This window comes from Rhodococcus sp. P-2 (assembly GCF_016598535.1).
GTDB classification, from domain to species: domain Bacteria; phylum Actinomycetota; class Actinomycetes; order Mycobacteriales; family Mycobacteriaceae; genus Rhodococcus_F; species Rhodococcus_F baikonurensis.
Window position 1 is genome coordinate 33485 of sequence record NZ_CP066779.1, and the last position, 21662, is coordinate 55146.

Sequence of the window (21662 nt, forward strand, 5' to 3'; positions counted from 1 at the left end):
TTAAACGGCCGCGACCGCTGAACGGCCGACCGGTTCAACGGATGGAACGCACTTCCGGATCCTCGGAACCGTCCGCGATCGTCGCCGCCTCCACCAGGAGGTTTGCCAGATCCAACGGGTAGACGGGCTCACCGGACTTGGCCAGTCGGCGGATCTCGTCGGCGCTGCACCAGCGATGGCCGGTGATCGCGCGCTGCTCCAATTCCGTGTGGCCTTGGAAGACCGGCTCGAAGCCGTGAGTGCGTGTGGCGAAGAACAGCTCTTCCGAACGGATCAGCTCACCGTCGAACGGGAAAATCGCCACGCGACGCCAGAGCGGACCTCGCAGGTTCTCCGGCGCTACCTTGAACCCCGTTTCCTCCTCGATCTCACGAACCGCGGCCGCTCGCAGATGTTCGCCGCGTTCGAGCCCGCCACCGACGGTGAACCAGAAGTAAGTGTTCGGGATCTTGGGATCGTGGCCGCGCAACAGCAGCACCCGATCCTCCTCGTCCAGCATGACCACGCGGGCGGAGGTCCGCGAGGTGTCGACGGTGATGCCCTCGGGCACCGCCGCCGCGGTCGTGCGCTCCGATATCTCGAAATACTGAGGCAGCGGTGCTGTTCCCCCGAGGTGCAGCCAGCGCACAAGTCGACGCGTACGCAACGCGAGAGTGTCGCGCACCGCGTCGTTGTGGAACCGCCGAGCGATCAGCACCCTCGCCTCTGCATCGGCCAACTCGGCCACCAGTTGAGGTCGCAGCGACGTCGTGCCATAGGCGGCAAGAGCGTTGGAGAGCCTGTTTTCGGCCAGTTCGCGATCCTGACGATCCGCTCGTTCGGCAGCGTCCGCCAAGGTGACGAATCTGCGGGCGTCGTCGGCGCTCATGTCCACCGCCGCAGCGCGGACAACCGCGGCACGACGGGACAGTGCCGCATCGAGCGCCAGCCACGACTGATCCGAACGTACATGCAGCCGATCGAGTCGGTTCGCCGTCCCGTACGCCCACAGTCCGACGACCAGGACGACGGCAGCGACGAGCCCGAGAATGAAGATCGTCAGAGCGGAGAAGGTCATGAACCCACCACGCGTACGCCGGTGCCGCCAACCGTGACGGTCTCGTAGACACGCAGGATCTGTTCGGCCACCACCGGCCAGTCGTATTCGGCAACAACACTTGTCGCGGTGTTGACCAGCGCGCGTCGTCGATCCGGGTCACCGAGAACGGAATCGATTGCCTCGGCCAAGGCATCGGAGTTCCCGATGGGGACCAGCAAGCCTGCCTGACCGTCGCGAAGAACACGGCGGAAAGCGTCCAACTCACTCGCCACGACGGCAGTGCCCGCCGCCATGGCCTCGACCAGCACGATCCCGAAGCTCTCACCACCGAGATTGGGCGCGCAGTAGACGTCCGCACTGCGAAGCGCCGACGCTTTCTCCTCATCGCTGACCTGCCCGAGCAGGCGGAGATGCTTGAAGTACTTGCCCGCCTCTTTGCGGAGTTTTTCCTCGTCGCCGCGTCCGACCACGATCACTTCGAGATCCGGATGACGCTCGACCAACTCCGGCAGCGCACCGAGGAGGACAGCCATCCCCTTCCGCGGTTCGTCGTAGCGACCGAGGAACAGAATGGTTCCACCTTCGCGCGGGTAACCGGGCAACATGTCGGCCTCGGCAAACGCTGAGACGTCGACGCCGTTGGGAATTTCGACCGCGTCGGATCCGAGGGACTCGACCTGCCAACGACGCGCCAACTCCGAGACTGCGATCCGGCCGCTGATCTTCTCGAGATACGGAGCCAAGACACCCTGAAAAGTGCTCAGCACCAAGGACTTCGTGGTCGACGTGTGGAAGGTGGCGACGATCGGGCCTTCCGCGATACGCAACGCGAGCATGGACAGACTCGGCGCATTGGGTTCGTGGATATGCAGAACGTCGAAGTCACCTTCCGCGATGAACTTGCGGAGGCGGGCGTTCGCCGTCGGGCCGAAGGACAACCGCGCAACAGAACCGTTGTAGGGAATCGCGACGGCTTTACCGGCGGAAACCACAAAATCCGGCAACTCGTCGTCGTCGGACGACGGCGCCAGCACACTCACTTTGTGGCCACGTTCGATCAGCACCTCGGCCAGATCCACCACGTGCGCCTGCACGCCGCCGGGGACGTCGAAGGAGTACGGGCAGATCATGCCGATTTTCATTCACCCTCCATGCGGGCGAGCCGCGATTCGGAGAGGTCCGAGCGCCACAGAGGTTGAAGCATGTGCCAGTCAGCGGGGTGCGCTGCGATGTTGACCGCGAAACGGTCGGCGAGTGCCTGTGTGGCCGGGCCGACGCCGCCGGAAACGTCGATCGGTGGGTCGATCTTGAAACCCCATCCGTCGGGAGTGAACCAGCAGTGAACCGGTAGCAGCGGCGCGCCGGTGTCGATCGCGAGCTTCGCCGGGCCGGCGGGCATGCGAGTCGGTTCTCCGAAGAACGTGACCGGTACACCCTTCTTCGCCAGATCGCGCTCCCCCAACAGGCACACGATCTTGTTCTCTCGCAGGTGCTTGGAGAGTTCGACGAACGGAGGATGCTCCCCGCCGCTGAGCGGGAAAATCTCGAAGCCGAGACTCTCGCGATAGTCGACGAACCGTTCGTAGAGGGATTCGGGCTTGAGCCGCTCGGCAACGGAGGTCAACCCACCCCATTGCTGAACACACCACACCCCGGCCATGTCCCAGTTGCCACTGTGCGGCAACGCCAGCACTGCGCCATGACCTGCCGCCATCGCTTTTTCCAGATGTTCCTGGCCTTCGACCAGTGCATGCAGCGCTTTACCGGTGGCGACCAGGTCCATCGACGGAAGTCGGAACGCCTCACGCCAGTACCGGGCGTACGAGCGCATCGAATCCTTGATCAACTGATCCGGAACTTGCTCCGGTGTCGTGCCCAGAACTCTCGCGAGGTTCTTCCTGAGTTGTTCGGGACCGCCTTTGCGTGCCGCGAAATCCGCTCCGGCGTCGAACAGCTTGACCGCCACCGATTCCGGCAGGCTTCGCACCAGACGCCAACCCGCGGCGTATCCCAGATCGGTTGCACGCTCGGCAAAGCTCATTTCTCTGCCTCGCCGTCCGTTTTAGGCTCGCCGTCGGTGTTCGGCGTGCCTTCGACCGTCGATGCGGCCGGGGCGATCGGCAGAAGCTCCCGGGCGCCAGGGGAATTGCGCACCGCGAGCACTCGCTGGAAGACCGTCACGATGCTTCCGGCGGCAAGTACCCACATCGCGATGTGGATCGCCCACGGTAGACCCATACCCGTCAGGCCAGATCCGACCAGCACGATGATCAGTCGGTCCGGGCGCTCGATCCACCCGCCGTCCGCAGTCAGCCCGCTCGCCTCCGCGCGCGCCTTCGCGTACGAGATGACCTGCGAGGTGACGAGGCAGATGAGCGTCGCGACGAGCAGCCACTTGCTGTTCTCGTGGTAGACCGCCCACCAGGCGAGGCCGGCAAAAATCGCGCCGTCGGCCACGCGGTCGCAGGTCGCGTCCAGTACCGCCCCGTACCGCGTTCCGCCGCCGCGAGCACGAGCCATTGCGCCGTCGAGCATGTCGAACATGACGAAGAACCAGATGAACATGGTTCCCCAGAACAGATGTCCGGACGGAAACAGCGTCACCGCACCGGCGACGCTTGCCACCGTGCCGATCACTGTCACCGAGTCCGGCGTCAGACCGGTCTTGACCAGCGCTTTCCCCATAGGTGCCGTCACCTTGGACACCGATGCGCGCCCGAAGAAGCTCAACACCGCAGGAACCCTCCCCGTCGTGAGTTCCGGTTCGGAACTCGTTGCAGCAATGCATCCTGCCATGAAGCCGGATGCGTCAACCTATTGTTGCCAGGCACCGGCGAGTAGTCCCCTGGTCTCCCGCAGCAATTGCGGCATCACCTTGACCCCACCGAGCACGGTGATGAAGTTGGCGTCGCCGCCCCAACGTGGCACTACGTGTTGGTGAAGGTGCTCGGACAGCGAACCGCCCGCAGCCGCACCGAGATTCAGGCCCACGTTGAATCCGTGAGGATTCGACACGCTCTTGATCACCCGCAACGCCTGCTGGGTGAACGCCATCAACTCGGCGCTCTCCTCCGGCGTCAGGTCTTCGAGCGCCGCGACCTTGCGGTACGGAACCACCATCAGGTGCCCCGGGTTGTACGGGTACAGGTTCAGAACCGCATAGACATGCTCACCGCGCGCAACGATGAGCCCTTCTTCGTCCGACATCTTCGGAATGTCGATGAACGGTTCACCCGTCGTACCCGGGGTGTTGGGCGCCTCGGTGATGTACGACATCCGATGCGGCGACCAGATGCGCTGCAAATGGTCAGGGTCGCCGACACCGTGGTCGATCAGCGAACCTGGACCCTCGTCACCGGGGGCGCTCACTGCGCCACACTTGGCTGCACCAGTTCGGCTGTCGGCGAGGCGTTCTCGCGGCGGCCGATCCACTCGGTGATGATCCGGACGGCGTCGTCGACGGGAATTCCGTTGATCTGCGTGCCGTCACGGAAACGGAAGCTGACCGCGCCGGCCTCCACGTCACGCTCGCCCGCGAGGAGCATGAAGGGGACCTTCTGCGTGGTGTGGTTACGGATCTTCTTCTGCATACGGTCGTCGCTGAAGTCGACTTCGGCACGCACACCGGCTGCCTTGAGCTTCTTCGTGACGTCGAACAGGTGATCGGCGAACGCCTCGGCCACCGGAATTCCGACGACCTGCACCGGTGCCAGCCACGCTGGGAAAGCTCCGGCGTAGTGCTCGGTCAGCACACCGAAGAACCGTTCGATCGAGCCGAACAGCGCGCGGTGGATCATGACCGGACGAGTCTTGACGCCGTCGCTGCCGGTGTACTCGAGTTCGAACCGTTCCGGCAGGTTGAAGTCGAGTTGGATGGTCGACATCTGCCAGGTGCGGCCGAGGGCGTCCTTGACCTGAACGGAGATCTTGGGACCGTAGAACGCGGCTCCGCCCGGATCCGGAACCAGGGTCAGACCCGAAGCTTCGCCGACCTCGGCGAGCGTCGCGGTCGCCTCTTCCCAGACGTCTTCGCTACCGACGAACTTGTCCGGGTTCTTGGTGGACAGCTCGAGGTAGAAGTCGTCGAGGCCGTAGTCCTTGAGTAGGTTCAGCACGAACTGCAGCGTGGTGGTCAGCTCGTCGCGCATCTGCTCACGGGTGCAGTAGATGTGAGCATCGTCCTGAGTCATGCCACGCACACGGGTCAGCCCGTGGATGACGCCGGACTTCTCGTAGCGGTAGACCGAGCCGAACTCGAAGAGCCGCAACGGCAATTCACGGTACGAACGTCCGCGAGCACGGAAGATCAGGTTGTGCATCGGGCAGTTCATCGGCTTGAGGTAGTAGTCCTGGCCCGGCTTGCGCACGGTGCCGTCCTCGTTGAGCTCCTCGTCGACGTGCATCGCCGGGAACATGCCGTCGCGGTACCAGTCGAGGTGACCGGAGACCTCGTACAGATGCCCCTTGGTGATGTGCGGAGTGTTGACGAACTCGTAACCCGCCTCGATGTGGCGGCTGCGCGAGTAGTTCTCCATCTCCGTGCGGATGATGCCGCCCTTGGGATGGAACACCGGCAGACCCGAACCGAGCTCGTCGGGGAAGCTGAAGAGGTCCAGTTCCGTACCGAGCTTGCGGTGATCACGACGCTCTGCCTCGGCAAGCAGTTCGAGGTACTCGTCCTGAGCCTCGGTGGACTCCCACGCGGTGCCGTAGACACGCTGAAGATCGGCGTTGTCCTGGTTGCCACGCCAGTAGGCGGCGGAGCTTCGGGTCAACTTGAAGGCCGGGATGTGCTTGGTGGTCGGAATATGCGGGCCGCGGCACAGATCGGACCAGATCTTGTCGCCGGTACGAGGATCGAGATTGTCGTAGATGGTCAGCTCGTTGCCACCCACCTCCATGATCTCGGGATCGTCGATACCGGACTTGTCGTCGATGAGTTCGAGCTTGAAAGGTTCGTCGGCCAACTCGACCCGAGCGTCCTCGATCGAATCGACCACTCGACGCGAGAAACGCTGCGATCCCTTGATGATCTGCTTCATACGCTTTTCGAGCTTGGCCAGATCCTCCGGAGTGAACGGACGATCCACCGCGAAGTCGTAGTAGAAGCCGTCCTTGATCGGCGGACCGATCCCGAGCTTCGCGTCGGGGAATTCTTTCTGGACCGCCTGCGCCAGGACGTGGGCCGCGGAGTGCCGGATGACGCTGCGTCCGTCTTCGGTGGAAGCCGCCACCGGCTCGACGTCGACATCGACCTCAGGTGTCCACGACAGATCCTTGAGCGTTCCCTCGCCATCCCGGACAACGACGATCACGTCGGGCCCCTTCGTGGGGTATCCGGCTTCACGCACTGCAGTCCCGGCGGTCGTCCCCGCGGGCACCCGGAGTGGGGCGGCTGAGTGCTCTGGCGCGGGACTGGTCACGGCGATGTGCTCCTAAGGTATTGCGACAAGTAAGACAGGCGTCGTACCCACTGCGAGCACGCGCACGATCATGTTATCGGCCCTACCGACATGTCGAGACAACCGAGTGAAGGAAACCGGCCTCGTTCAGCTCACAGTGGCGATTCGAGCCACGAGTAGTCCAGGCCCACCCGTGTCCCGATCAGGCCGAAGGTGCCGAGCACCCACAAAGTCGCCAGGACGATCACTGTGGTGAACAGAACGCCCAATCCTTTGACGAACAACGACTGCTTGCCGAACCATTCCATGAACCGGTCGTATCGAGCCTTCGCGAAATGAAGGAGTCGATGTGCCCACGCGAACTCCGACGCCAGGATGCCGAGGCCGGCGAAGACGATGAGCCAACCGGGCCCCGGGTACGGAATAGCCACGATGCCGGCGGCGAACACGATCGCGCCCACGACTCCGACGCCGATGCGGTACGCAAGATTGAGTGTGGGCCGCGCGGCGATTCCAGCACGCCACCGCTCCCAACGGGACTCTGCCTCTTGAAAGACGGACAGGTCTGAATCGTCGACGGAAGAATCGACCTTTTCGGTACTCAAGTCAGTCACCTTTTCGGTCGCGAAATGTCTCTTCGACCAGGCTACCGAAATCATCGCCCGGCGACCTGCGACGACGGTCTGCATGCCGAAACAACCGGGCCCTCGAACAGCTGTGCTCTCAAACGACTGAAGGCGTCCCCGATAATCGGGAACGCCTTCAGTATTTTTCTGTGGTCCCGGCTGGGATCGAACCAGATGTGATATATCTGCTCGGAGCAGCTAACTATATGGTCAGAGGCACCACGGAGTGCCACGCCGTGCCAAGATATGCCAACTTCTGACACTCTAGGGCCCACGTAGGGCCCACGAAATCAAGGAAAACAGCTGAATGGCCAGAAAAGTATTCGGACGCATTGAAAAGTTGCCGTCAGGCCGGTACCGAGCCCGCCACCCCGACCCCACTCCGGGGAGCACGGAGCGCATCCCGGCACCCAGCACGTTTAGCACCAAGGGCGCTGCACAGACCTGGCTGAACACGCAGCAGGACGCAATCGCCGGGGGCACCTGGGTACACCCAGATGACGCTGCCGTGGCACAGCAAGCCACCAAGGCCGAGAAGGCACGTAAAGCTGTCGCGTTCGGTGTGTACGCCGAGAAATGGGTCGCCACCAGGACCAATAGCAAGGGTGAGCCGCTACGCCCCCGCACCCGCAAGGAATACGAGCGGATGCTTGGCACAACCGGATCGCTATTCCATTGGGCGGCAACACCTATCAACGAAATACGTGCCGATGCAGTGCGCGAGTGGCGATCTGAACTACTCGCATCCGGCAAGGCCACAGCCACCGCGAGGGCCTACGACTTAATGAAGTCGATATTGAAAACAGCCGTAGAAGACGGCCTGATCAGCGCAAACCCGTGCAAAATCAAGGGTGGCTCGCTGACTACCACGGGGAAGTCCACAACGCCGCCGACCGAGGTCGAACTGGACATCGTCATCGAAAAGATCGTGCCGAAGTACAAACCATTCGTGATCATCGCCGCCGCCGGCGGCCTACGATTCGGCGAAGTCATCGGCCTGACTAGCGACGATGTGGCCGTTGAGCGCGATGGCGACGGCGATGTGGATGCGGTGCGGATCGCTGTCGTGCGCAGCATCGTCGAAGGCAATGGCATCGCCAAGGTAGCCGGACCTCCGAAGAGCGCCGCAGGGCGACGAATCATCGCAATTTTCGGCCACGACGCCCGGATCGTGGCCGCCCACGTCGAATCCGTGAAACCGGGCGCACTGCTGTGGACAGACCGTAGCGGTGGTTATGTGTCACAAAGCACAGTGAATAACCACTGGCGAAAGGCTCGGGCAGCAGCAGGCCGCTCCGACTTGGCGTTTCACTCGCTGCGCCACTATGCGGGAACTCGCTACGCGCAAACCGGCGCAACGGTGGCCGAAACTATGGCGCGGCTGGGACACAGCAGCGTGAAAGCCGCAATGCGCTATCAACATGCCGGTACCCGTGACGACGAGCTCGCCAGGCGCGCTTCGCGCCGGTGACACCGGCCACCACCCCGTATGGGGTTCTCAAGACAAAAGCAATGGAGGATCGTGCCCAGATGACCGATCATGAATTGTCGAAAACACTATGCCGCACGTGCAATCCGACGTAGAATTTCGACTCGGGTTATCGACAGCTCCAACCTGTGATCAACTTGCGTAAATGCGGTGGTCGCTCGAGCCTCGTAAACCGATCTAATTTCGACACACAGTTCGGGTGACAGTAATACTGGCTCGCCACCAGTGCTCATTACGCTGGCAAGGTTCAACTCCCTATCGACCAGCGTGAACGCGGACCAACAATAGCCGAGCCGAATTGAGAACGAATCGGACGACTCTTGTCGTGGTGTAAGTATGAAACAAATTTGCGACGACACATTGGATCAAGACGTGACCGAAGACCGTGAGCCGACCGCAGCTGAGATCGAGGCTTGGCAGCGTGAAGAGCTGTTCATACCTGCAGATGAGACGACTGTTGGTACCTATCCCCGGATCTCGAATATGTCAGCCGGATTCATCTACAACGGCATCATCAGACCGGAACAGCCGGAAACCCCGGAATACGTCACAATCCCGATGAAATCCAGCTCAGTGGAACTGGACGTCGCGGTCAGCCGCTGGAACATGTTGTGGGAGTCTGCTCAGTTCCGCCGCCGGTTCTTCGACTCCGACGAGCTTCCAGGCAAGTTGGGTGAACTCGCCGAACTTGGCGATGTCAATCTGCTCTTGGTGCCCCGTACTGCAACCCGATACTTCGAGTACGCGCCGCTCCTGCACCTTCTATCGAGACGGACTCTCGAGCATTTCGGACTCCCACTTCTCCGAATGGGACAGTGGCCGTTCCTTATCGAACGGGCGAATATCGACAAGTACCTACCCCATGACTTTGAGCGGCGCTTATCCCGTGCGTGGGCGTGGGAGGTTTGGCCACACCTGAACTCTGGATCCGGGTTGCGTGCCTTCTCGGAGGATGATCCGATCCGGCTTCTTGCCCATAATCTCGATTTCTGGGTACCTCCGGTCACTTCTATCATCCAGGGCATTCTGCGCGAGTTTCCTGAAGTCGACAAAGGCGTACTTCCAGGACCAGTCCCGTTGATAGACGGCGGATTCCTCGAAGGCGCGGTCACTGGGAATCCACGCATGGGCGGGGACATCTGGTGCGGTGAGCGGGAAGCTGCTGACGTACTCAAACAGACTGTGAATGAAGGCGATTCGACAGGTCGATTGCGCGAAATTCTCGATGCCGTCCGTTCGAACCGACTCGAAGACGATTTCTCAGATCGGTGGTCCTACGCACGCGAGGATTTCGAACGCAAGCTTTACAACAAGCGCGCGAAAGTATCGGTTCGGTTCGTCGAGCTGACCGACACGATTCCGGTGCAAGGACCCGAGAGTGAGGTGCTCGGCAACATGGTGACCAATGATTTCCTCGCTCTGCTCGATGAGCAGCAGCGCCAGGTCGTCATCCTGCTCAACAGTGGATGGACCAAGCAAAAGGAGATCGCCGAGCGTCTCGGCTATGCCAACCACAGCCCGATTTCGAAGCGTCTGACCGACATTAGGAAGACAGCAGAAAAGTTCTTCGGCGAGTGAAGAGTCCAGCGCGCATACAGAGCAATACGTCGACCACATCAACGATTCCGGTGCCCAACCCCAGAAAGGCTCTTATGCGCAAGTCGGGTACCTCACTAGACACTTTGCGAGGCACTTCTAACCTCATTCACACCGTGCAATCGCTTTTCTGGGGCCATCCCTTCGGTGGCGCCGACGATGTAGAGCCCAAACCAGTTGGCAATCAAACTCGGAGTGATCGGCTGATCGCTCGTGCTACGGCGTTCGACATACCACCGATGTCCATATTTACTACCTCAAATGAGGTACGGTAAGTGGACACCCTGAAGGAAGGTAGCCAAATGGAGGCCCTACGGCTTGCTGGACTGCCGGAATCCGACGCCCGTCTCGCACAGTTCGATCTCTCTGTGGCCGAGATCCACAATCAAGTCATTTTCCCTGCGCTGCAGTCGGCTGCCAATGTCAGTCCGCTCGCGCCCAAGGGTGCAAGCGGAAGAAGTATGTACGACACCGGCGTTCAATCGCTCCGCTCGCTGTTGCTGCCCAAAGGGTGGTCAATTGCCGAGGCGGACAACGTCGCTCGCACCGTCCAACGCGATCGCGGAATTGCGATCGTGTTTTCGAAGGGTAATGCGTCTACGGGCCTTCACGGACTGACAGGCAGCTTGACGACCGGATGGCCGAAGGGTTCGGCCGCGTTCTCGAACGCTCGCGCTACCCCTCCAAGTGGGCTCGAGTCGGTCGATCCTTCTGGCTTCAACTGGTTCCCCAAGAAGGGCGACCGGGACGAATGGGACTTGTGGTACTTGATGTACTACCCAACCGAGTCCGAGATCCGGCTGGAGCTCAGTGCGCCAACATGGCAGGACAACACCGGGTATCCACGGGGATGGAACGACAACGACCGCATTCTCCTCCCACCCATTCCGACAAATCCGAACTCCGAGATCGACGACGAGGAAGACTCCCCCATCCCAGACGTTCCCGTCGAGGAATTGTGACCGCACACGTCAAGTCCGAGTTCCTACCGTCGCGGCTCGAATTCGCGCGCCGGCGACGGGGACTCCCTCGAACCAAGTTGGCCCAACAGGTCGACGTGGCATCAAAGACACTTCAGAGGTGGGAATGCGGCGACGTCGAGCCGAGCCCAGAGCAACAGGACGCACTGGCGCGCACACTCGGTGTGCTCCCGAGCTTCTTTCACGCGGACGAGATCGACCCACTGCCTGATGGGTCGGTGAGTTTTCGTGCATTAAGCAAGATGACCGCGGGTGAACGTGGAAGCGCAACCGCGGCAGGCCGACTTGGCGTCGAATTTATGCAGTGGATTGAGACCCGATTCAAGCTGCCAGGAAATGGCGTGCCGATTCTTACCGGTTTGGATCCAGAGACTGCGGCCGAAGGTGTGCGCGCACAATGGGGTCTGGGTGCCAAGCCTATTGCTCAGCTGGTACCGACACTCGAGATGCACGGCATCCGGGTACTGAGCTTGGCGCCGGACTACCGAAATGTGGACGCATTCAGTTTCTATCGCGATGGCACTCCTTATGTGTTCCTCGATACAAGCAAAACCGCGGAACGTCTGCGATTTGATGCGGCCCACGAACTTGGTCATCTGGTGTTGCACGGTGAACACGTTCATCCGCAAGGCAGGGAAGTCGAATCGGAAGCGAACCAGTTCGCGAGCTCTTTCCTCATGCCGAAGGACAGCATTTTGGCGGCCAACTTGTATGGTGCGAACGCCGACCAAATCATTCGAGCCAAGCGGAAGTGGCGTGTATCTGCAATGGCGCTTGCGCACCGATTGAACGGGTTGAACCTATTGTCCGAGTGGGGATATCGATCCGTCTGTGTCGATCTCAGCAAACGAGGCTTTCGTCGCAGCGAGCCAGGATCTGACATGGTCCGAGAGTCTTCTCAGCTGCTCAGCAAGGTTATGAATGTGCTTCGTAACCGTGGCATGTCTCACAAGGAGATCGCGAAACAGCTCGGACTCCCCCCGGAAGAGCTTGCCAGCTATCTGTTCGGGCTAACCGTAACCCCCCTCCCCGGCGAAAGCCAAGGAGGAGGAAACCGGTCAATGGCAGCACTGACGCTGGTTCGAGAGTGACAACGAGCAAACCAAGAGCGCCTCATCAGCGAACTTCAATGACCGGCCCGCGGATCTCCAACTGCCTATCCGTGATTGTGGGAGACGTCGTGACCCAAACCGATCAACTAACTACCTAACCGTTCTGCCATCGCAGACCAGGCTCATTCTGGGGAACCAGCGCAGCAGCCAACTCCACGCCAGCATGACCCGCAGAGAATGAGGAACTACACAGATGCCAATCGCCAGCGCGGACGGTAACGCCAACAACTTGGTGCCAGAGTGGGACGACTGGTTGAAGTGGGAACGTAAGTCCGGACCGATCATCGCGACAAAGGTTCTGCGCGGGAGTGTGGAGACTAACCTCGCAGTCATCCTCGCATCTGCTCCGTCGATTCCGACGAAGTCCGATCTCCAATTCATGTGGCGGGACAGGTCACATGGCGGGGTCAACCCGGTATTGGTCACGGTCACCTACGAAGCCCAGAAAGTCCCGCTGGTCGCCTTGCTCGGCCTCGATGATGACGCGGTACCAGTGATGGGCCTCGCACCCGAACTAGCTGATCAACTAGTTCGGGATGCGTTGGAGATGTCCAGTCTCAGTGCACTCCACAGCGAGGTCCGTCGCCGGCTGGGTACCCTCGCCGCCGGGGTCGCCTCTGGGGTCAGGAACGAAGGCCTGTTCGCCTCGCACGTGCTCGAACAACAACCACAAACCGCCGCCTGGATAGGTCTGTGCGAATCGGCGAAACCTCTGCTCGCCAAGCGAGGCGAGGGCCTTCTGAACGGTCTCGGTTACACGGTGGAACCCGTGCCGGAAGGTCGCGTACTGCGCGATACGAGCGGATCGGTACGCAGTGCAGCTGCGGTACTGCTTGCCGATGGGGAGTCCTTCGATAATCCGCTTGGTCGATTACATGGCAGCAATGCCGTAAGTCATGGGCTCGCTCTCGCTCGACGAGAGCACCTGGATTGGCTGGTCGTACTCGGTGGTTCGGTTATCCGCCTGTATCCGGTCGATCCGGACGTGGGTGTCGGCCGCAAGGGGCAGACACAGACCTTCGTCGAACTGGACCTGTCGTTTCTCACTGCCGGCCAGGCAGGCTTCCTGACACTGTTGCTTTCTCCGGACTCTCTTCGGGACAAAGGCACGATCACGCAGTTGCTCAGCGACTCGGTCCGGTTTGCTGCCGGACTCTCTGAACGGCTTCGCGATCGCATCTACAGCGACGTCATCCCGCCGCTCGCTGTGGCCGTCGCGGCCAAGCTCGGTGTTGCTGATCTGCCGCAGGATGAACAGAAGTCTGCCCTTGACGAGGCATACCACCAGTCGATGATCATCCTATTCCGCCTGCTGTTCGTCGCGTACGCCGAGGACAGGAAACTGCTGCCCTACGAGGTCAGTGATCGATACACGCGCAATGCGCTCAAGACGCTCGCGTTGGATATCCTCACCGACCCAGAACAGCTGTTCGACAAAAACTCGACCACTCTCTGGGATGATCTGACCCAGGTATGGAAGGTTATCGACACTGGTGACCTGCACGGTTGGGGTGTCCCTGCGTACAACGGGGGACTCTTCACTCACGACAAGGTCAAGAACCCTGCCGGCGCATCGACCTATGAACTAGAGCTAACAAACAGCACGATCGGGCCCGTCCTGCGCGGTCTCCTCATCGACGACACCCGCGATGGCACCCTCGGCGCAGTCGACTTCCGGTCGCTATCAGTTCGCGAATTCGGCACCATCTACGAAGGACTCCTCGAATCCGGTCTCGGCATCGCAGAAGCCGACCTCACCCTCGACGAGAACGACACCTATGTCCCTGCCCAGAGCGGCAACAGGGCAGTCGTGTCGGCGGGCGAAGTGTATTTTCACTCTCGTAGCGGATCCCGCAAAGCAACAGGCTCCTACTTCACTAAGCCTTTCGCAGTCGAACATCTCCTTGATACGGCATTGGAGCCGGCACTAGACACCCACCTCGACCGCATTGCGGGTCTCCTCACGGCAGGCGCAACCAAATCCGCGGCCGAGGCGTTATTCGACTTCCGCGTCGCCGACCTCGCGATGGGCTCAGCGCACTTTCTGGTCGCCGCTGTCGACCGCATCGAAGCTCGATTCTCAGCGTTCCTTATCGAAAACCCACTGCCGGAGGTTGCCGTCGAGCTCCACACCCTCCGTACTGTCGCAGCAAAGCAGCTCGGACTCGATCCGGCTGAATCCGGGATCGACGATGGAGTGCTGCTGCGTCGCCAGATCGCCCGCCGTTGCATTTACGGCCTCGACATAAACGAGATTGCGGTCGAGTTGGCCCGACTCGGGCTCTGGATCCACACATTTGTACCGGGTCTACCACTTTCATTTCTCAACCACGGTCTGATCTGGGGTAACAGCCTCACCGGTGTTGGCACACTGGCCGAAATTAGTGAAGCGCTCACGGAAGCAGAAAAACGCGAACTGAAGAAGGGACACGCAATCCAATCGAGCACTCTCGACGACGCGCTACTCGAATTCATGGACCGTTCAAGCGCCCATCTCGCCGCACTCGGGTCCTTGGCCGACGCCAGCGTGGGCGATGTCGCCCACGCTGGCAAGGTCCAATCCGACCTCCTGGCAGCACTCGCGCCACTTTCGGCGCTGTGCGACCTCATCACTGCTGAGCGAGCAACCCGGCACCTCGGCAACGAGAGCATTGAGGTCGTTGTCGACCCAGGGTTCGGGCAGCCGAAAAAGACGAAAAAGAAGTCGGTCCCGCATCCGGACAGGGTCCTGTTGACCGCAAATCCGGGGCTATTCACGGCGCTGAATGCTGAGACTCTCGAGATCGCGATCATCGCGCACCCTGATCTTCCCAGGGCACGCAGGATCGCAGCCTCGCTTCATGCCGCGCACATGCCGGTTCAATTTCCTGAGGTGTTCCGCCGCGAGAGTCCTGGATTCGATTGTCTCCTCGGAAATCCCCCCTGGGACAAGGTTCGCCATGAGCCTCAACAGTTTTGGGTGACTCGAGATCCAGGCCTCAACGCGCTCAGTACGCCAGGGCGAAACAAGCGCATCAGCTTCCTCCGCGACAACAAGCCCGAGGACGCCGAGGACGAGCGAAGGGAACAAGACCTCCGGGAGACCATCCAAGCGATTGCATCGAACGGTTACACCTTACTGGGTGGAGGGCATTTCGATTTCGCAAAGATGTTCTGCGAGAGGTTTGTTCGGCTGGTTCGAGTCGACGGTACGATCGGGGTCGTACTTCCGCAGGCTGCCATGCTCCTGTCCGGTTGGTCGAAGCTGAGGGCGCAGTTAGTTTCCAATGGTCGCGTAGTCGCCGCGGAATGCAGGAATGCAGGAGGTTGGCTGTTCGAGAATGTTCATCACAGCACCGCGGTTGTTCTGATGTCACGGACTTCGAATGATGGCGGCGTCACGATCCTTCCCGGGCTGACATCACGCGCAGCATTCGATAGACGGTGGGAAGTCGGTATCGACCTCACGAGCTCAGAAGTTTCGGAACTTTCGGACACCCACGTACTGCCGTGGTTCAACACACCTGCCGATTCTCGCCCATTCAATCTCATGCGCTCACATCCGAAGCTGAGTAGCGGAGATGGATGGATCACCGGGACAAGCGATTCTGGCAGGTGGGATTTCAGCGGAAGCGGAGCTCACAGCGATTACGCACTGCCGACTCCCCTGGAAGATGGCAATTGGTTGATACTCAAGACCAGACACGTCGATGCATTCACGATCACCAACGACCCGTACGACAAACAGATCGATCCGTTTGAACTTGAACCGCTCGGCCGCGGGATCGTGACCTCTGAAGGCGTAGCACGACTAGATAGCTCACACCCGATGATTACGTACCGGTTCCCGAGCCGGAACGATGACAGTCGCACACTCATCGCCACCGCACTGCCAGAAGCTGGCTATCTGTTCAGCACGGGATATGCCCATGGAGTCAAGCATCCGACAGGGACAGAGATCGCTCCGATCCTCGCGCTGCTCGGGTATATGAACTCGATTGTGGCGGACTGGTGGTCACGCAGATTCGTCGATCGTCACGTAGGCGCACGCATAATCAACGGCCTGGTTCTCCCGCAGTGGAGTACGGATCAGATCGAGGAGGCCGCTGCATGCACTCGTGATCTTCTGATCGCCGGAGGAACAACGCGCGTTGCAGAGGGCATCTCACTTTCCGCGGTTGCTCCAAATGTTGTGGTAAACGGCGACCCAAGAGTTCGGCTCGATGCGTTGGCGATCAGAGGAATTGGCATGACAAGTGAGGACGTGCAGGTCTTGTTGTCGGACTTCAAGATAACCGCCGCTGCCGTGCCAGCTCGGCATCGAGCTGACTTGGTGGCATCGCTTTCGGCATACGAAGCGGGAGGCACCCAATGACATCGTGGAGGTGGGAGGGTCGACCCGACTTCGCAACGAACGATCCGACGCAGCCGGTGTCGGTGGCCGACGCGGTGAACGAAATGCTGGAGTTCACACTCCCGAATGAGTCACAGGACCGGTCTGTGGCGATCGCATCCGCTTACTTCAATGTAGGTGGGTGGCAATTACTTTCGGACGAGTTGAAGCAAGTCGGAAAAGTACGACTGATGTTGGGCGCCGAACCGCAGCGCGACACGAACCCTGTAGTGCTTCGTCCCGGAACCACCCCGCGGCGTCGTGCCGCGGAAGCGAACCTTGCTGAAGCGCTGAACGCACAGCAGAACGCCCTCGCACTCGAACGCAACCTCGGCGACTTCACCTCTCTAGCGCGCTCACAGGTCGAGGACATGATCTCTTGGCTCCGAGCGGGCAAGGTTGAGGTCCGCAGGTACACAAAGGAGTTCCTGCACGGCAAGGCGTATCTGATCGACAACCCCGCGCTGGGGGTGATCGCCGGGTCCAGCAACTTCACATATGCAGGGCTGGCGAAGAACCGGGAACTGAACTTGGGCCAGTACAACCAGTCGACGATCGTCGCGGTCAGAGACTGGTTTGACGAACTGTGGGCCGAGGCAGACACGTTCGATCTGGCCGGATTTTACGCGCAGCAGGTGATCCCGGATGAGCCGTGGATCGTCTTCCTACGGATGCTGTGGGAGTCCTACGGCAGCCAGATCGAGGGGGACGAGCAATCTCTTGCGGCGGACCCATCGATGCGGGATTTGCTGCCCTTCCAGAAGGACGGCGTCGGCAGGGCACGGCGCATCCTGGAAAAGCACACCGGCGTCCTGATCGCCGATGAGGTCGGGCTGGGCAAAACATACGTCGGCGGCGCGCTGGTCAAGGACACGGTACGAGCCCGACAGCGAGTTCTGATCGTCGCCCCTAAGATCATCCGGGATTCCGTGTGGAAACCGTACGTCGATGTCAACAATCTGGGCGGATGGGTCGACGTCGTCTCCTATGACGACCTGATGAAGGTCGACCAGGACGACAACCCCACCTACGGACTACCTGCCGGCCGTGACCCGGACGAATTCGCTCTGGTGCTACTCGACGAGGCGCACACGGTCCGCAACACCGACACCCGCCGCGCCAAGCAGCTGGTCGGGATCTTGAAGGGCAACCCACGTAAACGGGTAGTGCTCCTTACCGCAACCCCGGTCAACAACGCGCTCGGGGACCTACACAGCCTGTTGTCGTACTTCATCGTGCACGATGACGAGTTCGCAGAGATCGGCATCCCGAGCCTGGCCGGGCACTTCAAAGCCGCCGACAAAATGAACCCAGACGACCTGTCTCCAGAGCATCTGTTCGACATCCTCGATGCCGTCGCGGTCCGGCGCACCCGCCGATTCGTCCGCAACCATTACGTCGGTCAGAAAATCGACAAGACCGGCGCGACGTTGGTATTCCCCGAACCGAAGGTGCGCCGCGTCGACTACGACCTCACAACCGTATTGGAAGGTTTCTTCGACACGTTCGCTCACGCACTCGGTGCTGACCGGGACGAGAACGAACCAGACCCGTTTTACGCCGGTGAGATCCCCGACGAAGGCCTGGCCAGCATCGACGGGAACAGGCTCACGCTCGCCGGCTACACACCGTCGAGGTATCGGTACGACAAAAACTACAGGCCGTACGAAGTGCAGGTTGCGGGACTGTTGCGTTCCGGTCTACTCAAGAGATTTGAGTCATCAGGATACGCCTTCATTTCGACGTGTCGCAAGATGGCCGAAACCCTGGGCGGGGTCGTCGATCTGATCGAACAAGAACAACTCGTGGCATCGGGCGACTCCTTACGGGAATGGATGCGCATCGACCTGGATGACCCTGCAACCCTTGATGAGTGGCGCCAAACAGCAGACTACGAACCTGTCGGCGACTACCGCGCCGCCCCATTGGCTGCAGACATCCGCAACGATATTCTTCTACTTGGGAAGATGGCGACCACTGTCGAGGACAGCATCAAGCCGGGCGCCGATCCGAAGTTGGCGGCACTGACCGAAACCCTGGTGAAGGTGGTCGCCGAGGCGGACCGCGACGCCGGTTTACGCGCAGCTTCCCTGCTCGACATCGACCCGGCCGAGAAGAAGTCTCGCGACCGCGACGACCTCAAGATTGTCGTCTTCTCCTACTTCGCCGACACCATTCACTATTTGCAGGACAACATCAATCAGATCCTGAACGACTCCCGACTGGCCGCATACAAAGACCGGTTCGCATTCGTGACTGGAAGCATGAGGAAGACCGTGGGGCACGGCGCCGGAGCAGGAACCGTCAACCAGGAACAAGCGGTAGAGGGGTTCGCCCCCAAAACCGGTGGCCCCCAAGACCGTGACGGCAACCCGACCGCCACAGACCGGTACGACCTACTCTTCGCCACAGATGTTCTCGCCGAAGGCGTGAACCTTCAGCAGGCCCGCAACATCGTCAACTACGACCTGCCATGGAACCCGATGCGACTGGTGCAACGGCATGGCCGCGTGGACCGAATCGGCAGCGACCACCCGTACGTGTACCTGTGGTGTTTCTTCCCCGACCAGGCGCTAGATCGACTGCTGAAACTGGAAGCAATTCTGCACCGCAAACTTGCGAAGGCCGCGAAATCCATCGGCACCGGACAAGTCCTCCCGGGTATCGCAGCCGGCGACGACGTCGTATTTAACGCCCGACGTGACCAGATCACCGCCATCGCAGACGGCGACAACGCACTCTTCCTCGGGACCAGCGGAGGGCTCATCTCCGGCGAAGAGTTCCGCGCGACGCTCCGCACGGCCATCGACGACGACTCCCTCGCTAACCGCCTCGAAGCGCTGCCTTGGGGGATCGGATCCGGTTTCACCGCCTCGGATCGGGCAGCAGGCTTTGTCTTCTGCGCTCGGATCCTCGACAGGGACGGCGAACCCGCGTACCGGTTCATCGCGCTACCACCAGCCCTCCTGCCGCATCCGGAAGAAGGGGAACTCCAGGTCCCAGTAGAAGAACTGTCCGCGGAAGATCTGCTCGAATCGGGTGTCGCAGAGCAAGGAGGACGACCCAACATCGACGGCACACCCGTCGATGTCATTCGCGACACCCTCTCTGCTCTTACCGTCGCCCGCCCTTCGAGTCCACACACGCCTGCGGTGCTACCGGAGTCGTGGCGTGAGCTCGCGTACAAGGCATGGGCCGTCGCACAGCAAGACATTGCTGACATGTGGAACGACAGCCTCGACACCACCGGCCAATCCGGTCCGGTCCCGCCGACCATCCGCGAAGCCGTTAAACACCTGTCACAGCACGGTGAACACCGCAACCGCGATGACGTGGACCTGGCGATGAAAGTCTATTCCCGTGGACAAGCCTCCCGTGTCACCAGCGTCGTCCGGTCCGTCATGCACGACGAAAACCTGACTGATCAGAACCAGACGGACAGGCTCATCGAACTAGTCGATGAACTCGGACTATCCGCGCCGGAGAACAAACCGAAACGGTTCGCCATCGAGTCGAGCGATATTCATCTCATCGCGTGGATGGCAGTCCAGCCGGAGTTCCCTATCGAAGCGGTAAAGGAATAGCGCATGGACTATTTCGTCATGGGATTCGCTTGCAACATTGCTGAGGCCAGAGACAGGTGGTGCGGATATGTCGGTCAGTCTGGATGATCAGCTGGTCATTGGTGTTGCGTCCAGCGCATTGTTCGACCTCAAGGAATCGCATGACGTATTCCTTCGGGAAGGCGAGGAAGGGTATCGGAAGTTCCAGGAGGAGCATCTCGACGATCCGCTTCGTCCTGGGGCGGCCTTCGCGTTCATCAAGCGACTTCTGTCTCTCAATGACCGCGCCCCAGAGGATGATTCACCGTTCGTCGAAGTGATCGTCCTATCCCGTAACGATCCTGACACGGGGTTACGAGTGATGCGCTCGATCCAGCATCATGGTCTTTCCATCACTCGAGCAGTCTTTCGTCAAGGGCGTTCACCACACAAGTTCATGCCAGCGTTCAACATGTCCTTATTCCTTTCCGGAAACGAGGAAGATGTCCGTCAAGCCGTCGCAGCAGGCCACCCAGCTCGGCTGGTGCTCGGAGATGCAGTGGAAGATGCTGATAACAACGCCGATCTGCGAATTGCATTCGACTTCGACGGCGTACTTGCCTCGGACGAATCTGAACGCGTGATGCAGCAAAGCGGATTGGATGACTTCCACCTCAATGAGGTCGAGAAAGTTTCCGAACCATTGAAGCCAGGTCCCTTGCGGGACTTACTCGCCGCTGTAAACCGCATCCAGAAAGTTGAAGAAAAGCGCCGCTTGGCCGACCCTGCGTATCGGATTCGGGTACATGTCGCGATCGTCACCGCACGAAACGCCCCTTCGCACGAACGTGCAGTCCGTAGCCTCAAAAGCTGGGGCGTCACCGTAAATGATGCCTTCTTTCTCGGCGGGGTATCGAAGGCAAAAGTCCTTGAGATCCTCAAACCGCACATCTTCTTCGACGACCAGACCAAGCATCTTCTACCAGCGTCCAAGGTCACCCCGTGTGTACATGTTCCTTTCGGGATCACCAATACAGACGTATCTCGACAGCAGCAGTCAGAGAGCAAGAATGAAGCAGTGGAGGTCTCTTCGTGAGGGTTACGGGAGGAGACGGGCCTTCCACGGAGTGCTATCGAACGGCAATCTGGTGCCGAGACTATGCCTCCGGCAGCGTGGATTTACTACGACCGACACGCCATCGTCGTAGTTGTAAATCCTCCTCGTAAAACGAACTTGGTCTCAACAGGTCAAGAACGATTCCGAGGCATGCAAAGATGTGACATCGTCGTCGGTGCCATCCTGACCCTCCGTGACGGCATGCCGAAACCCCGGGCGCGGAATTTCAGACATGGTCTTCCCCCTCTGTGATCTTGCGCACAACGCGTTTGACGCATGACCCTCGACATCTCGGGTTCCTCGCCCGTGGCGGTCGATCTATTTCCTGGTGTTGGATTCAATCAAGCTTTATGTCGGTGAGCTGGAGAACAGCCGCTACTGTCAGCA

Annotated in this window: 14 protein-coding genes; 7 read left to right on the forward strand and 7 right to left on the reverse strand. The window is 60.3% G+C overall.

Going from position 1 to position 21662, the window contains the following annotated elements; genetic code table 11:
* Positions 1 to 34: 34 nt before the first annotated feature.
* The 7 genes from I7X09_RS00190 to I7X09_RS00220 all read right to left on the reverse strand — a co-directional run bounded on the left by I7X09_RS00190 (position 35) and on the right by I7X09_RS00220 (position 7046).
* Entirely contained in the window at positions 35 to 1057 is a 1023-nt protein-coding gene (locus I7X09_RS00190; protein WP_042951805.1) for an NUDIX hydrolase, read from the reverse strand.
* Positions 1054 to 2181, reverse strand: coding sequence for a glycosyltransferase family 4 protein (locus I7X09_RS00195; protein WP_095970498.1), 1128 nt, complete (start codon positions 2179 to 2181; stop codon positions 1054 to 1056). The genes I7X09_RS00190 and I7X09_RS00195 overlap by 4 nt, the downstream gene beginning before the upstream one ends.
* On the reverse strand, positions 2178 to 3080 hold the full coding sequence (locus tag I7X09_RS00200) for a phosphatidylinositol mannoside acyltransferase (protein ID WP_200314991.1): 903 nt from the start codon (positions 3078 to 3080) through the stop codon (positions 2178 to 2180). The genes I7X09_RS00195 and I7X09_RS00200 overlap by 4 nt, the downstream gene beginning before the upstream one ends.
* Complete coding sequence (gene pgsA, locus I7X09_RS00205) at positions 3077 to 3772, reverse strand: phosphatidylinositol phosphate synthase (protein ID WP_325100596.1); 696 nt, start codon at positions 3770 to 3772, stop codon at positions 3077 to 3079. The genes I7X09_RS00200 and pgsA overlap by 4 nt, the downstream gene beginning before the upstream one ends.
* Positions 3773 to 3853: 81 nt before the next feature.
* Complete coding sequence (locus I7X09_RS00210; RefSeq protein WP_095970499.1) at positions 3854 to 4408, reverse strand: HIT family protein; 555 nt, start codon at positions 4406 to 4408, stop codon at positions 3854 to 3856.
* Positions 4405 to 6462, reverse strand: coding sequence for a threonine--tRNA ligase (gene thrS / locus I7X09_RS00215; RefSeq protein WP_200314993.1), 2058 nt, complete (start codon positions 6460 to 6462; stop codon positions 4405 to 4407). The genes I7X09_RS00210 and thrS overlap by 4 nt, the downstream gene beginning before the upstream one ends.
* Before the next feature lie 131 nt (positions 6463 to 6593).
* Entirely contained in the window at positions 6594 to 7046 is a 453-nt protein-coding gene (locus tag I7X09_RS00220; protein ID WP_442800583.1) for a TIGR02611 family protein, read from the reverse strand.
* 328 nt (positions 7047 to 7374) lie between these two features.
* Between I7X09_RS00220 and I7X09_RS00225 the strand changes: the two genes are divergently transcribed.
* The 7 genes from I7X09_RS00225 (at position 7375) to I7X09_RS00255 (ending at position 21254) form a co-directional block, all read left to right on the forward strand.
* On the forward strand, positions 7375 to 8538 hold the full coding sequence (locus I7X09_RS00225) for a tyrosine-type recombinase/integrase (RefSeq protein ID WP_200314995.1): 1164 nt from the start codon (positions 7375 to 7377) through the stop codon (positions 8536 to 8538).
* Positions 8539 to 8928: 390 nt separating this feature from the next.
* A complete protein-coding gene (locus I7X09_RS00230; protein WP_200314997.1) occupies positions 8929 to 10134 on the forward strand; it encodes a sigma-70 family RNA polymerase sigma factor in 1206 nt (401 codons plus the stop codon).
* A gap of 293 nt (positions 10135 to 10427) precedes the next feature.
* Positions 10428 to 11114 carry a hypothetical protein gene (locus tag I7X09_RS00235; RefSeq protein ID WP_200314999.1) on the forward strand — a complete coding sequence of 229 codons (687 nt, stop codon included), beginning with the start codon at positions 10428 to 10430 and terminating at the stop codon, positions 11112 to 11114.
* A 95-nt stretch (positions 11115 to 11209) separates the two neighbouring features.
* Entirely contained in the window at positions 11210 to 12223 is a 1014-nt protein-coding gene (locus I7X09_RS00240) for an ImmA/IrrE family metallo-endopeptidase (protein ID WP_234036757.1), read from the forward strand.
* A 1228-nt stretch (positions 12224 to 13451) separates the two neighbouring features.
* Positions 13452 to 16598, forward strand: a complete 3147-nt coding sequence (locus I7X09_RS00245) for an Eco57I restriction-modification methylase domain-containing protein (protein WP_200315003.1) — start codon at positions 13452 to 13454, stop codon at positions 16596 to 16598.
* Between the two features lie 83 nt (positions 16599 to 16681).
* Positions 16682 to 20200 (forward strand): helicase-related protein, encoded by a 3519-nt coding sequence (locus I7X09_RS00250; protein WP_234036987.1) that lies wholly within the window; start codon positions 16682 to 16684, stop codon positions 20198 to 20200.
* A 67-nt stretch (positions 20201 to 20267) separates the two neighbouring features.
* Complete coding sequence (locus I7X09_RS00255; RefSeq protein ID WP_200315007.1) at positions 20268 to 21254, forward strand: 5'-nucleotidase; 987 nt, start codon at positions 20268 to 20270, stop codon at positions 21252 to 21254.
* The last annotated feature ends 408 nt before the right edge of the window (positions 21255 to 21662 follow it).

Excerpts from the sequence above, each read along its gene's own strand:
- I7X09_RS00190 (WP_042951805.1), bottom strand. The coding sequence starts at position 1,057 with ATGACCTTCTCCGCTCTGACGATCTTCATTCTCGGGCTCGTCGCTGCC.
- I7X09_RS00195 (WP_095970498.1), bottom strand. The coding sequence starts at position 2,181 with ATGAAAATCGGCATGATCTGCCCGTACTCCTTCGACGTCCCCGGCGGC.
- I7X09_RS00200 (WP_200314991.1), bottom strand. The coding sequence starts at position 3,080 with ATGAGCTTTGCCGAGCGTGCAACCGATCTGGGATACGCCGCGGGTTGG.
- I7X09_RS00225 (WP_200314995.1), top strand. The coding sequence starts at position 7,375 with ATGGCCAGAAAAGTATTCGGACGCATTGAAAAGTTGCCGTCAGGCCGG.
- I7X09_RS00250 (WP_234036987.1), top strand. The coding sequence starts at position 16,682 with ATGCTGGAGTTCACACTCCCGAATGAGTCACAGGACCGGTCTGTGGCG.
- I7X09_RS00255 (WP_200315007.1), top strand. The coding sequence starts at position 20,268 with ATGTCGGTCAGTCTGGATGATCAGCTGGTCATTGGTGTTGCGTCCAGC.